Genomic DNA, 13,671 nt, shown 5'->3' on the forward strand with positions numbered 1-13,671 from the left:
AGTAGTGCACTATGACCCAAACTGCCCTTACCGGCCTTGTCACCCCTCCGCGCCTGCCCCAGGGCACGCTGCGGATCGTCCCGCTTGGCGGGCTGGGGGAGATCGGCCGGAACATGGCCGTGTTCGAAATCGACGGCAAACTGCTGATCGTGGACTGCGGCGTCCTCTTTCCCGAGGAAACCCAACCCGGTGTTGACCTGATCCTGCCGGACTTCTCCTACATTGAGGACCGGCTGGACGACGTCGTGGCCGTGATCCTCACGCATGGCCACGAGGACCACATCGGCGCGGTGCCGTACCTGCTGAAACTGCGCAACGACATCCCGCTGGTGGGATCGCAGCTGACCCTCGCACTCATCGAGGCCAAGCTGCAGGAACACCGCATCCGGCCCTACACGCTGACCGTCGAAGAAGGCCAGGTGGAAAAGTTCGGGCCCTTCGAATGCGAGTTCGTGGCCGTGAACCACTCCATCCCGGACGCCCTGGCCGTGTTCATCCGCACTGCGGGCGGCACCGTCCTGCACACCGGCGACTTCAAGATGGACCAGCTGCCGCTGGACGGGCGCATTACCGACCTCCGGCACTTCGCCAAGCTCGGCGAAGAGGGCGTGGACCTCTTCATGTCCGATTCCACCAACGCCGACGTCCCCGGATTCACCACGGCCGAGAAGGAAATCGGCCCCACGCTGGAGCGGCTGTTCGGCCAGGCCACCAAGCGCATCATCGTGGCGTCCTTCTCCTCCCACGTCCACCGCGTGCAGCAGGTGCTGGACGCGGCAGCCAAGCACAACCGCAAGGTGGCCTTCGTGGGCCGGTCCATGGTCCGCAATATGGCCATCGCCGAAAAACTGGGCTACCTGGACGTTCCCGCAGGTTTGATTGTCGACATCAAGAACATCGACAACCTTCCCGACAACCGCGTGGTGCTCATGTCCACCGGTTCGCAGGGTGAGCCGATGGCCGCCCTGTCCCGCATGGCAAACGGCGACCACCGGGTGGTGGTGGGCGACGGCGATACCGTCATCCTGGCCTCCAGCCTCATCCCGGGCAACGAGAACGCCGTGTTCCGGATCATCAATGGCCTGCTCAAGCTCGGCGCCGATGTGATCCACAAGGGCAACGCCAAGGTCCACGTCTCCGGCCACGCTGCCGCCGGCGAGCTGCTGTACTGCTACAACATCCTGGAACCGCTCAACGCCATGCCCGTGCACGGCGAAACCCGCCACCTGCTCGCCAACGGCAAGATCGCCATCGAGTCCGGCGTGCCGGAGGCCAGCGTCATCCTCGCGGACAACGGCAGCGTCATCGACCTTCGCGACCATCAGGCAGACATTGTCGGCCAGGTGGAGGTTGGCTTCGTCTACGTGGACGGCTCCAGCGTGGGCGAGATCACCGACGCCGACCTCAAGGACCGCCGCATCCTCGGTGACGAAGGCTTCATCTCCATCATCACGGTCATCCACCGCGCCACCGGCAAGGTGGTATCCGGTCCGGAGATCCACGCCCGCGGCGTGGCTGAGGACGACTCGGTTTTCGACGACATCATCCCCAAGATCAACGCGGCCCTGGAGGAAGCAGTCCAGAACCACGCCGACCACACCAGCCACCAGCTCCAGCAGGTTGTCCGCCGGGTTGTCGGAACGTGGGTCAACCGGAAGCTCCGCCGCAAGCCCATGATCATCCCCGTGGTGCTCGAAGCCTGACAACACCCGCACACTGGCTCCGGCCCGCACTCCCGCTGGCAGCAGGAGTGCGGGCCGGAGCGGTTTAACCAATGGGGCCGGGCACCTGCCCGGCCCCGATATCCCCGGAATCACAGCATGCTTCCGGTAGCGTGGCTACTATGGCCACACGTACTACTTCCGCGCCCAAAGGTACCGGCAGGGGCAGCTCCGGCAGCAAATCCGGGAGCTCCACAGGCCGCGGAACCGGCTCCACCGCCAGCAAGGCAGGACGCGGCGGCTCCTCCAGCACCGCCCGTACCCGCCAGCTTCCCGCCGTCGAACACCACCAGCCCTGGCTGCTGCGCGTGGTGGGTGGAGCCTGGCTGGGCGTGGGGCATCTGGTGGGCGGGGGAGTGCGCCGCATCGGCCATGACGTCAGTGATCTCCCTGCCGACGAGCGCCGCGACGGCGCCGCCCTGTTCAATCTGGCACTGGGCATCTTCATTGCCACCTTCGCTTGGTGGGGCCTGACAGGCTGGTTCCCGGACGCCGTCTACGCCGTGGTCAACGGTACGTTCGGCTGGATCTCCCTGCTGCTTCCGCTCATGCTTTTCGTGTGCGCGTTCCGGCTGTTCCGCCAGCCCTCCGACGGCCGGGGCAACAACCGGGTGGGCATCGGCTTCCTGATCATGGCGTTCGCCGGCTGCGGCCTGGCGCACATCCTGGGCGGCCAGCCAACGGTCGCGGACGGCTTCGACGGCCTGCGCAAAGCCGGCGGCATGCTTGGCTTCCTGGCTGCCGCGCCGCTGGCCGCCATCCACCCGGCCGTCCCCGTGCTCCTCTATGGGCTGCTGGCTTTCATTTCGCTGCTGATCCTCACCGCCACACCGTTCACGGCCATTCCACGGCGCCTTCGGGGAGCCTACGAACACCTCATGGGCATCGACCTGATGGACCAGGAAAGCCCCGGCGACACGCACGACCGCAGCTACCTGGAACGGACGCGGCCTGCCGCCCCGAAGAAAAAGAAGCGCAAGCTTTTCGGCAAGGATGAGGAGCCCGACGCCGGCCTTGAGGGCTACGTGGGCGACGAAGCCTTTGAACACGCAGTCATTGACGACGACGAGGGCGAACCTGCCCGGCCTGCGCCCGGCGTGCGGCGGCCCACCCAGGCGGAAATCGCCGTCGAGAAGATCAAGGCAGCCCAGGGCCTGGGCGCCGGGGCGCCGGCCGAAAACGCCACCGAGGCCATCCCGCTGGTCATTCCCGCTGCCGTCGGCAAGCCTGCCGCCGCGCCCACCGTGCCTTCCAACCCTGTTGCGCCCGCGCCGCCGCCCGTCCCGATCCCGCAACGCACCGAGCAGCTCTCGCTCGCGGGCGACGTCACCTACACCCTTCCGGCCTCGGACTTCCTGACCCCCGGGTCCATCCCCAAGGAGCGCACCGAAGCCAACGACGCCGTCGTCGCTGCCCTGACCGATACCCTGCAGCAGTTCAACGTCGACGCCACCGTCACCGGCTTCAGCCGCGGCCCCACCGTCACCCGGTACGAGATCGAACTCTCGCCCGGCACCAAGGTGGAGCGCGTCACCGCCCTGTCCAAGAACATCTCCTACGCCGTTGCCTCCAGCGATGTCCGCATCCTCAGCCCCATCCCCGGCAAGTCCGCCATCGGCATCGAAATCCCCAACACCGACCGCGAAACCGTCTCCCTGGGCGACGTCCTCCGCAGCCAGAACGCACGACGCACCGACCACCCGATGGTGATGGGCGTGGGCAAGGACGTGGAAGGCGGCTACGTGGTAGCCAACCTGGCCAAGATGCCGCACCTCCTGGTGGCCGGCGCCACCGGTGCCGGTAAGTCCTCGTTCGTGAACTCGATGATCACGTCCATCCTGATGCGCGCCACTCCCGACGAGGTCCGCATGGTCATGGTGGACCCCAAGCGCGTGGAACTGACCGCCTACGAGGGTGTCCCGCACCTGATCACGCCCATCATCACCAACCCCAAGAAGGCCGCCGAAGCCCTGCAGTGGGTGGTCCGTGAGATGGACGCCCGCTACGACGACCTCGCCAACTACGGCTTCAAGCACATCGATGATTTCAACAAGGCCGTCCGGGCCGGCAAGGTCCAGCCGCCGGTGGACTCCAAGCGCGTCATCCGGCCCTACCCGTACCTGCTGGTGATCGTCGACGAACTCGCCGACCTCATGATGGTCGCCCCGCGCGACGTCGAAGACTCGATCGTCCGCATAACCCAGCTCGCGCGTGCCGCCGGCATCCACCTGGTGCTGGCCACCCAGCGCCCCTCTGTGGACGTGGTCACCGGCCTCATCAAGGCCAACGTCCCCTCGCGCATGGCCTTTGCCACGTCCTCCGTCACGGACTCCCGCGTGGTCCTGGACCAGCCCGGTGCCGAAAAGCTCATCGGCCAGGGTGACGCGCTCTTCCTGCCCATGGGTGCCTCCAAGGCGATGCGTGTCCAGGGCGCCTGGGTCACGGAGTCGGAGATCCACAAGGTGGTGGAGCACGTCAAGGGACAGCTGCAGGCCGTCTACCGCGACGACGTTGCCCCTGAAGCGGAAAAGAAGCAGATCGACGACGACATCGGGGACGACCTCGAAGTGCTGCTGCAGGCCACCGAACTGGTGGTCACCACGCAGTTTGGGTCCACCTCCATGCTGCAGCGCAAGCTCCGCGTCGGATTCGCGAAGGCCGGCCGCCTCATGGACCTGCTTGAATCCAGGGGAGTGGTGGGACCCTCGGAGGGTTCCAAGGCGCGCGACGTGCTGGTCAAGCCGGACGACCTCGCCGCAGTCCTCGCCGCCATGAAGGGCCAGGAAGCTCCTGCAGCGCCGGACTCGCAGACCGCCGCCCTCAGCGACAACGCCAACGCCAACATTGCCCAGGGCGGTTACGCCGAGGACCTGGTGGCTGCTGACCTGGACAACAGGAAACAGAGCGTCGAATACTACGACGGCTCCGATTCCGTGCCCGGCGGCTACGGCGATGACGACGACGGGTCCGAAGACGCATGGTCCCTCACCGGGCGTTAGGCCGGTAGCCTAGAAACGTGACTAGCACCGATGCAACCGCCGCCGGCCAGGGCCGTGCCGGGGTCTGGAACCTCCCCAATGTCCTGACCATGATCCGCATCGCGCTGGTCCCGTTCTTCGTGTGGTTCCTCGTAGCGGACGCGCCCGGGCTGCACAGCGAATCCGGACCGTGGCGCTGGGCAGCGGTGGCGGCGTTCGCCGTCGCCATCTACACGGACAAGCTCGACGGCGACATCGCCAGGAGCCGGAACCTCGTCACCGACTTCGGCAAGATTGCCGACCCCATCGCTGACAAGCTCCTCATCGGTTCCGCGCTGGTGATGCTGTCCCTGCTGGGGGAGCTGCCCTGGTGGGCCACCCTTGTGATCCTGGTCCGGGAGTGGGGCATTACGGCGCTGCGCTTCTTCGTGATCCGGTACGGCGTCATCCCTGCCTCCCGCGGAGGCAAGCTCAAAACCGTGGTGCAGACGGCGGCGATCTTCCTGTACCTCCTGCCGTTCGGGTCGTTCGCACCGTGGATGTCCTGGGTGGCGTTCGCGGTCATGATGGCGGCCGTGGCCATCACGCTGTGGACCGGCGTCGAGTATGTTGTTGAGGCCCTGCGCCTCCGTGCGAAGGGCAAGCGCCAGGCCGGGACCGTGCAGGGGCAGGAGCAGGCATGAGCAATCTTCACCAGCTGGCAGCGCAGGCGGTCCGCCAGGCGCTTGAGTCCGGGCAGACCGTTGCCACCGCCGAATCCCTGACAGCGGGCATGGTGTCAGCGGTTCTCGCCGACACGCCCGGAGCGTCAGGAATGCTGCAGGGCGGGGTGGTGGCCTACCAGAACTCCGTGAAGGACAGGGTGCTGCACGTCCCCGCCGATCTTCTGGCCCGCGTCGGGTCGGTCGACCCGGACGTCGCCCGGGCCATGGCAGCCGGTGCGCGCGCTGAGCTCGGCGCCGACGTCGGACTTTCCACCACCGGGGTGGCAGGTCCCGATGCCCACGACGGCAAGCCCGTGGGGCGGGTCTACATCGGGATCTCAACCGCCGCCGGAACCGCCGCCTTCGAGTATTCCTTCACCGGCAGCCGGCCGGACATCCGCGCCGCAGCCTGCGCTGCCGCCCTGGAAAGGCTCGGGGAGGCGCTGTCCGCCTGAGGCTGTTGCCGCCTAAGTTACCGCGCGTAAAGTTGGCGGGAACAAAAGCCGGTACCGATTAGTTATTACATTGTGTCGCTTCCGGAGAGCGGAGGCGCCTAGGATGAAATGACCACGACGGTCCGCCAGGCGGCGGACCTGACCAATGAGGGAGCAAGGCGATACAGATGGTAAAGCAGCCCGTATCCGTAAACGGCGTTGTCCGCTGGAAGGATGTGGGCCTCGCCGAACAGGCTAAGAGCGAACAGAAGGAGCGCAAGATGGTAGTACTTCGTCACGAAATTGGTGATGTCCTGCGCGATGTCCGCCAGCGTCAGGGGCGTACGCTCCGTGAAGTTTCGCACAGCGCCCGCGTCTCCCTGGGATACCTCAGCGAAGTGGAGCGCGGCCAGAAGGAAGCATCGTCAGAGCTCCTGTCCTCGATTTGCTCGGCACTGGATGTTCCGCTGTCAAGCATGCTCCGCGAGGTCAGCGACCGCGTGGCAGTAGCCGAAGGTGTCGCCGTTCCGGACACCGTTCCGCAGGAATTCTCCCAGCGTTACGGCCGTGACCTCAACACTGAACTGGACGACGAACTCTCCACGGGCCTTCTCTCCGGCGCCCGCTAAAGGCAGCCGGCGCCCGCAGCGGGCCCGACGAACAGCAGGAAGCCCCCGGCCTGGCCGGGGGCTTCCTGCTGTATCTTTTCGTGCCGGTCCCCGCATGCTTGTCCGGTTGGGCTATTGGTCCTGGGCCGATGCTGCGCCTGCGGCTTCCCCGGGAAAGCCGTCACGCTCATACGTGGAGTTCAGCTTGGCCATGTAGCGGCCGAGTTCCTGCAGGTCTTCCACCGGCCACTCGCGCAGCCGTTCCTGGAAGACCTGGCGCCGCGCGTCCTGGACCTGGTGCATCTTCTCCTCACCCTTGGGTGTCAGGCGGATGGACTGCGCCCGCCGGTCCAGTGGATCAGCCTCCTTGGATACCAGTCCCAGGCTTTCCAGGAACGCGATCTGCCGGCTGACTGACGGCTTGCCCACCCCGATGGTCATGGCAAGCTCGGTGAGCCGGATGGGTCCCTCCCGGCGGATTACCGTCAACAGCCCGTACGCGGCAGGCTCCATGTCGGGGTGGACTTCGCGTGAAAGTTGGTTTGAAATGGCCCGGGCCCGCCGCCAAAACAGGCTGATCTGGTGTTCGACATTCTGCAGCGCGGAGTCGGCGGCTTCTTGGCCAGCGTCGTGTCGCGGCGGGACATCGGGGGAGGTGCTCATGGCAATAATTCTATGGTCCACAATCATGAGAGGATTTACCGATGCGAATCAGCGAGTACTGGCGTCTCATGGATGACGAGTTCGGCGCGGGCTACTCCCGCATGCTGAGCAGCAGCCTGGTCCTTGCCGGCGTAGGTGGCCGTACCGCCGACCAGGCCCTCGCTGCCGGCGTGGAGCCCCGGAAGGTTTGGCTTGCCGTCTGCGATGTCCAGGACGTACCGGCGGAACGGCGGCTGGGACGGGATATCGCGCCGCGGCGGGACTAGCCCGCCCCTTCCGCCGGACACGCCGGAGGAATCGCACTCTTCGAATACCTGTTCGGATAACGCTATGCTTTTTCTATTGGGTTTATCCACATAGCCGTCGTCCTCCGGCCGGAATGTCAGTGGGTCCCCTTAGCGTCAGAGATGACCAATACATCGGCCGCGTAGGCCACCATCGAGAAAGCATTAGAGGTGTCAACCATGGCGGCAGCCCCGGATCGTGCAAAAGCGCTGGAAGCAGCGCTTGCCCAGATTGACAAGCAGTTCGGCAAGGGCTCGGTCATGCGCCTGGGCGACGAAGTCCGTGCCCCCATCGAAGTCATTCCCACCGGCTCCATCGCGCTGGACGTCGCCCTGGGCATTGGCGGCCTGCCGCGCGGCCGCGTTATCGAAATCTACGGGCCTGAATCCTCGGGTAAGACCACTGTCGCCCTGCACGCCGTGGCCAACGCGCAGCGCGCCGGCGGCATCGCGGCATTCATCGACGCCGAGCACGCCCTGGATCCCGATTACGCCGCCAAGCTTGGGGTGGACACGGACGCCCTCCTCGTCTCGCAGCCGGACACCGGTGAACAGGCCCTGGAAATCATGGACATGCTGGTGGGCTCCGGCTCGCTGGACGTCATCGTCATCGACTCCGTTGCCGCCCTGGTGCCGCGTGCCGAAATCGAAGGCGACATGGGCGACAGCCACGTAGGCCTCCAGGCACGCCTCATGAGCCAGGCCCTGCGTAAGATCACCGGCCGCCTGAGCCAGACCAAGACCACCGCCATCTTCATCAACCAGCTGCGTGAGAAGATCGGCGTCTTCTTCGGTTCGCCCGAAACCACCACCGGTGGTAAGGCACTGAAGTTCTACGCTTCGGTCCGCATCGACGTCCGCAGGATTCAGACCCTCAAGGAGGGCGCCGATTCCGTGGGCAACCGGACCAAGGCCAAGATCGTCAAGAACAAGATGGCCCCGCCGTTTAAGGTTGCCGAGTTCGACATCATCTACGGCCAGGGCATTTCCCGCGAGGGCGGCATCATTGACATGGGCGTGGAGCACGGCATCATCAAGAAGTCCGGCTCCTGGTTCACCTACGATGGCGACCAGCTGGGGCAGGGCATGGAGAACTCGCGCCGGTTCCTGCGCGACAATCCTGAACTCGCTGCCGAGCTGGAACGCCTCATCAAGGAAAAGCTTGGTGTCGGGGTCAAGCCCGCCGAAGATGACTCCAAGGATGCACCCAAGCTGAAAGCCGTCGACGGGTTCTAGCCCTTGGCTGGATCACGCTCACGGCGGTCCACGTCCGGCGGCCCCTTCCCTGGGCCGCCGGACGACTTCGATGTCCCTGAGGACCCCCAGTCCGTAGACGCCGAACCGGACCCCTTCTCTGTGGCACAGGCCATCGTGTACCGGCAGCTGACTGCAGCGCCCAAGAGCAGGCTGCAGCTCGCCCGGAAGTTGGCAGAACGGAACATCCCCGAGCATGTTGCCGAAGCGGTGCTGGACAAGTTCCAGGAAGTGCGGCTGATCAACGATGCCGAATTTGCCGACATGTGGGTTCGGAGCCGTGCCCAGTCCCGCAAACTGGGCAAGGGCGCGCTGCGGCGTGAGCTCGCGGAAAAAGGCATCGATCAGGAAACGGCGGCCTCGGCCCTGGAGCAACTGACCGACGATGACGAGGAAGCCGCGGCCCGCGCCCTGGTGGAGCGCAAGCTCCGGCCCGGGACGGACGTGTCCGGTCCGGGGGAACGGGACAAGGCTGTCCGGCGGCTGGCCTCGATGTTGGCCAGAAAGGGCTACCAGCCGTCCCAGGCGTTCCGGATCGTCAACGAGGTCCTCGATGCCCGGCAGGGGCCTGCCCATGGTCCGGTCCAAAGCCGGTACCCTTAACGGGTGAGTTTGACCATTCCTTCCCCCCAATCCGACGCCACCCCTTCCGTCGAAGCCGGGGCTGTTCCGCAATCCGGTGCCCTGCCGCCGCGCACCTACCAGGTCCGCACCTTCGGCTGCCAGATGAACGTCCATGATTCGGAGCGGATGGCGGGCATGCTCGAGGACGCCGGCTACGTCCCGGCGGAAGGCGACCATGCCGACGTCGTGGTGTTCAACACGTGCGCGGTTCGGGAAAACGCCGACAACAAGCTCTATGGGAACCTCGGCATTCTTGCCCCGGTCAAGGCAGCCAACCCGGGCATGCAGATCGCCGTGGGCGGATGCCTTGCCCAGAAGGACCGCGAAACCATCCTGAAAAAGGCGCCATGGGTGGACGCGGTTTTTGGCACCCATAACGTCGGCGCCCTGCCGGCCCTCCTGGACCGGGCGCGGCACAACAACGAGGCCCAGCTGGAGATCCTCGAATCCCTGGACGTCTTCCCGTCCACACTGCCAACCAAGCGGGACTCGGTCTACTCCGGCTGGGTGTCCATCTCCGTGGGTTGCAACAACACCTGCACCTTCTGCATCGTGCCGGCGCTCCGCGGGAAGGAAAAAGACCGGCGCCCCGGGGACATCCTCGCTGAAATCCAGGCGCTGGTGGACGACGGCGCCATCGAGGTGACCCTGCTCGGCCAGAACGTCAACTCCTACGGTGTGGAGTTCGGCGACCGCCAGGCCTTCTCCAAGCTGCTGCGCGCCTGCGGTGAGATCGAGGGCCTTGAACGGGTCCGCTTCACCAGCCCGCACCCGGCGGCCTTCACCGACGACGTCATCGACGCCATGGCTGAGACGCACAACGTCATGCCGCAGTTGCACATGCCGCTGCAGTCCGGCTCGGACCGCATCCTCAAAGCCATGAAGCGCTCCTACCGGTCCACGAAGTTCCTGGGCATCCTGGACAAGGTCCGGGAGAGGATCCCGCACGCCGCCATCTCCACGGACATCATCGTGGGGTTCCCCGGCGAAACTGAAGAGGACTTCCAGGCGACGCTGGACATTGTGGAAAAGTCGCGGTTCGCAACGGCCTTTACGTTCCAGTATTCAAAACGCCCCGGAACCCCCGCCGCCGAGCTCCCCGACCAGCTGCCCAAGGCCGTGGTCCAGGAGCGCTTTGAACGGCTCACCGCCCTGCAGGACCGCATCGCCGCGGAGGAGAACCGGAAGCAGCTGGGCCGGAGGCTCGAGGTCATGGTCACCGCGCAGTCCGGCCGGAAATCGGAGGAGACCCACAGGTTGTCCGGCCGCTCCCAGGACCAGCGGCTGGTGCACTTCTCGGTTCCCGAGGGCGCACCCACCCCCCGACCGGGGGACTTGGTCACCGTCACCATCACCGAGGCCGCCGCCTTCCACCTGGTGTCCGATCCAACGCTCGAGGACTACAGCCTGCGCCGGTCACGGGCAGGGGACGCCTGGGACAGGTCGCAGGCAGACTCCTGCGGAGCGCCCGCTCCCGGTTCCGCGCCAGGACAAAAGGGCGTCGCCCTCGGCATGCCCTCGCTGCCGCTGCGCACCCGCTGACAGGTGGCTGCCCCGCCCGTCATCGCCGTCGTCGGTCCCACCGGCTCCGGCAAGTCCGACCTTGCCGTCAGCCTTGCCCTGGAACTGGACGGCGAGGTTATCAACGCCGACGCCATGCAGTTCTACCGCGGCATGGACATCGGCACGGCCAAGATCACGCCGGCTGAGCGCAGAGGCGTTCCGCACCATCTCCTGGACATCCTGGACGTGACCCAGGAGGCCAGCGTCTCCGACTTCCAGCAACAGGCCCGGGCGGCCATCGCGGACATCCACGCCCGCGGCAAGCGCGCCATTCTGGCCGGGGGCTCGGGGCTGTACGTGCGCGCCGCCCTCGACGTCCTGGAGTTCCCGGGCACCGACCCCGCCGTGCGCGCCCGCCTGGAGGCAGAGCACGCCGAGGTCGGCACCCAGGAGCTCCTGGCCCGGCTGAAGAGCGTGGATCCAGTCTCCGCGGAAAGGGTCTCCGACGCCCGGCGGATCATCCGCGCGCTGGAGGTACATGAACTCACCGGGCGGCCTTTCAGTTCCTTCATGCCCCGCCGGGAGTACTGCCAGCCTGCCATCCAGGTTGGCCTTGGCGTAGACCGGGAGGTACTTCGTGAGCGCCTGGCAGCACGGGTTCACCGCATGGTGGCCGCCGGCCTGCCCGAGGAGGTCCGGCGGCTCGACGCTTTGGGCCTGCGGCAGGGCAAGACCGCCTCCCGCGCACTGGGCTACTCGCAGTTCCTGCGGGTCATTGATGGCACCTCCACCGTCGAGGATGCCGCGGAGGAAACCATCGTGGCCACCCGGCAGTTCGCCCGGCGGCAGCTGACCTGGTTCCGCGCCGATCCCCGCATCATGTGGCTGGACTGGCAGGATCCGGAGCTCGTGGGCAAGGCAGCGGAGCTGGGCAGATAGGAAAGACATGGCGGCCCGCGGACTGAAGTGCGTCCCGCCAACTGCGGTTTCAGGACCTTGGTTTCAGCGCCGGACGGGTCCGCCGCTACGCTTGGGACCATGAATGCAACCCCCGCAGAAACCACCGGACCCGCCCTGCGCACACTGAGCGGGCTCCGCTTTTCCAAGGGGCACGGCACCGGCAACGACTTCGTCCTGGTAGCCGATCCCGACGGCACGCACGCCATTGGTGCGGACCAGGCCGCTGCGCTCTGCGACCGCCACCGCGGCATCGGGGGGGATGGCCTGATCAGGGCCGTGCCTTCCCGGTTCCTGCCCGAAGGCCGTGAACTGCTGGCCGGTGCCCCGAACGCCGAATGGTTCATGGACTACCGCAACGCGGACGGCTCATTGTCCGAAATGTGCGGCAACGGGGTGCGGGTGTTCGTCCACTTCCTGCGCACCCAGGGCCTGATCGACCTGCCCGACGGCGGCTCGCTCACCATTGGCACGCGCGGCGGGGTGAAGACCGTGGTCCGCACCGGCGACGGCTATGCGGTGGACATGGGGCCGTGGGAGTTCATTTTCCCCGGCGAGGCAAGTGCCAAGGCCATGGATTCACTGGTCACCGCCGACGGGCTGGAAGTTGCCCGGCCTGCGCTCTCCGTGAGCATGGGGAATCCGCACACAGTGGTGGCCCTCGCCGAACTTTCCGAACTGGCCGGCACCCGGCTCTTCACCGCGCCCAAGGTGGACCCCGTGCCGGCGAACGGGACCAACGTGGAGTTCGTGGTTCCCGCGGAGCCGCTGGTCCATGACGGCGTAGGTTCGGTGACCATGAGGGTGCATGAGCGCGGGGTGGGGGAGACGCAGTCCTGCGGAACGGGAGCCTGTGCTGCCGCCGTCGCCATCCGGCACTGGGCCGGAGCGGAAGCCCCGGATGCCTGGCGGGTCCACGTTCCCGGGGGCGTGGTGGGCGTGAAGTTCTTCGCCGGTCCCGGCGGCCACGAGCATGTCGAACTCAGCGGCCCCGCCGTCATTGTGGCGAGCGGGACGCTCTCGTAACCTTCAGGATCCGGAAGGACTTGGACGTTGACTCCCGGGTCACGGTGAACGAATCATCCAGTTCCGCAGCCAGCCAGCGCTGAAGCGAATCCGAACCCAGGTTCTTCTGCACCACCAGCCATGCCGTCCCGCCGTCGGCCAGGCGCGGCAGCCAGAGCTTGAGCAGGGCGTGCAGCTCGTCCTTGCCGATCCGGATCGGCGGGTTGGACCAGATGGTGTCGAAGCGTACGCCCGGGTCCACCTCCTGGGGCGTGCTGGCAACGACGTTGGACAGTCCCAGCGCGGCGGCGTTTTCGTTGGTCAGGGCGATACAGCGTTCATTGACGTCCACGGCGTAGACCTTGGACCCGGGGGCCAGCAGGGCCATGGTCAGCGCAACGGGACCCCAGCCGCAGCCGATGTCCAGGAGGTTGCCTTGGGGGTTCGGATCAGGAACCTCGGCCAGAAGCACGGCAGTGCCTTTGTCGATCCCATCCGGACTGAAGATGCCGGTGGAGGTGTGGAGGCTGCGCGGCTTGCCCGCCAACTCCACCTTGAGTGGCTTACGGGTGAAGGGGCCGGCGGGGGACGTGCTGAAATAGTGTGCTGACTCCATAACTCGCCAGAGTAGTTCCCCTTGCAGCGTAAAGGGAAACCGCGCTGCAGCCCCTCTGCTACGCTGGAACGCATGTTCCTGATCTTCGAGTAGCCGGCACGGGCCACGCCCGTCCCGCAGCCTGTCCTCTTGCGACAGTCCGTCCCGCAGCGACGCAGGTTCCACGCCTTCCGCTTGCGCACCGGCCAGACCACCCAGTCTGCCCGGCCGCCGGACAACACTCGAACGTCAGCCTCCTGCTGCACGTCCCGCCATTCTCCGGCCCTTTCCCGCCGTGCCGCCGTTTTAAGGCGGCATTCCCAGCCCGGCATCGCAGCCGG

Annotated in this window: 13 protein-coding genes; 11 read left to right on the top strand and 2 right to left on the bottom strand. The window is 66.4% G+C overall.

All coding sequences use genetic code 11. The annotated features are described in order from the left end of the window. Positions 1–11: 11 nt before the first annotated feature. The 5 genes from JCQ34_RS07010 to JCQ34_RS07030 all read left to right on the top strand — a co-directional run bounded on the left by JCQ34_RS07010 (position 12) and on the right by JCQ34_RS07030 (position 6,466). Positions 12–1,703: a ribonuclease J gene (locus JCQ34_RS07010; RefSeq protein WP_286403183.1), complete on the top strand. Its 1,692-nt coding sequence runs from the start codon at positions 12–14 to the stop codon at positions 1,701–1,703. Between the two features lie 140 nt (positions 1,704–1,843). Continuing rightward, positions 1,844–4,720, top strand: a complete 2,877-nt coding sequence (locus JCQ34_RS07015) for an FtsK/SpoIIIE family DNA translocase (RefSeq protein ID WP_286403184.1) — start codon at positions 1,844–1,846, stop codon at positions 4,718–4,720. A gap of 17 nt (positions 4,721–4,737) precedes the next feature. Then, positions 4,738–5,382 carry a CDP-diacylglycerol--glycerol-3-phosphate 3-phosphatidyltransferase gene (gene pgsA / locus JCQ34_RS07020; protein ID WP_286403185.1) on the top strand — a complete coding sequence of 215 codons (645 nt, stop codon included), beginning with the start codon at positions 4,738–4,740 and terminating at the stop codon, positions 5,380–5,382. Then, positions 5,379–5,858 carry a CinA family protein gene (locus tag JCQ34_RS07025; RefSeq protein ID WP_286403187.1) on the top strand — a complete coding sequence of 160 codons (480 nt, stop codon included), beginning with the start codon at positions 5,379–5,381 and terminating at the stop codon, positions 5,856–5,858. The genes pgsA and JCQ34_RS07025 overlap by 4 nt, the downstream gene beginning before the upstream one ends. Before the next feature lie 167 nt (positions 5,859–6,025). Beyond that, positions 6,026–6,466 (top strand): helix-turn-helix domain-containing protein, encoded by a 441-nt coding sequence (locus tag JCQ34_RS07030; protein ID WP_142134528.1) that lies wholly within the window; start codon positions 6,026–6,028, stop codon positions 6,464–6,466. Between the two features lie 111 nt (positions 6,467–6,577). Here the strand turns inward: JCQ34_RS07030 and JCQ34_RS07035 are convergent, their stop codons facing one another. After that, positions 6,578–7,108, bottom strand: coding sequence for a MarR family winged helix-turn-helix transcriptional regulator (locus JCQ34_RS07035; protein ID WP_286403189.1), 531 nt, complete (start codon positions 7,106–7,108; stop codon positions 6,578–6,580). A 41-nt stretch (positions 7,109–7,149) separates the two neighbouring features. Between JCQ34_RS07035 and JCQ34_RS07040 the strand changes: the two genes are divergently transcribed. The 6 genes from JCQ34_RS07040 to dapF all read left to right on the top strand — a co-directional run bounded on the left by JCQ34_RS07040 (position 7,150) and on the right by dapF (position 12,756). Then, entirely contained in the window at positions 7,150–7,374 is a 225-nt protein-coding gene (locus JCQ34_RS07040) for a DUF3046 domain-containing protein (RefSeq protein ID WP_286403191.1), read from the top strand. A gap of 198 nt (positions 7,375–7,572) precedes the next feature. Beyond that, entirely contained in the window at positions 7,573–8,628 is a 1,056-nt protein-coding gene (recA, locus tag JCQ34_RS07045) for a recombinase RecA (protein WP_142135479.1), read from the top strand. Positions 8,629–8,748: 120 nt separating this feature from the next. After that, a complete protein-coding gene (locus tag JCQ34_RS07050) occupies positions 8,749–9,249 on the top strand; it encodes a regulatory protein RecX (protein WP_286404357.1) in 501 nt (166 codons plus the stop codon). Positions 9,250–9,252: 3 nt separating this feature from the next. After that, entirely contained in the window at positions 9,253–10,812 is a 1,560-nt protein-coding gene (miaB, locus tag JCQ34_RS07055; RefSeq protein ID WP_434738936.1) for a tRNA (N6-isopentenyl adenosine(37)-C2)-methylthiotransferase MiaB, read from the top strand. Between the two features lie 3 nt (positions 10,813–10,815). Then, positions 10,816–11,712 carry a tRNA (adenosine(37)-N6)-dimethylallyltransferase MiaA gene (miaA, locus tag JCQ34_RS07060; protein WP_286403195.1) on the top strand — a complete coding sequence of 299 codons (897 nt, stop codon included), beginning with the start codon at positions 10,816–10,818 and terminating at the stop codon, positions 11,710–11,712. Positions 11,713–11,811: 99 nt separating this feature from the next. Next, on the top strand, positions 11,812–12,756 hold the full coding sequence (gene dapF, locus JCQ34_RS07065) for a diaminopimelate epimerase (protein WP_286403196.1): 945 nt from the start codon (positions 11,812–11,814) through the stop codon (positions 12,754–12,756). On the opposite strand, the gene JCQ34_RS07070 is transcribed toward dapF, so the two are convergent. Next, positions 12,728–13,351: a class I SAM-dependent methyltransferase gene (locus JCQ34_RS07070; RefSeq protein ID WP_286403198.1), complete on the bottom strand. Its 624-nt coding sequence runs from the start codon at positions 13,349–13,351 to the stop codon at positions 12,728–12,730. The genes dapF and JCQ34_RS07070 overlap by 29 nt on opposite strands. Positions 13,352–13,671: the final 320 nt, after the last annotated feature.

It is taken from the genome of Pseudarthrobacter defluvii (genome assembly GCF_030323865.1).
Taxonomy (GTDB): Bacteria; Actinomycetota; Actinomycetes; order Actinomycetales; family Micrococcaceae; genus Arthrobacter; species Arthrobacter sedimenti.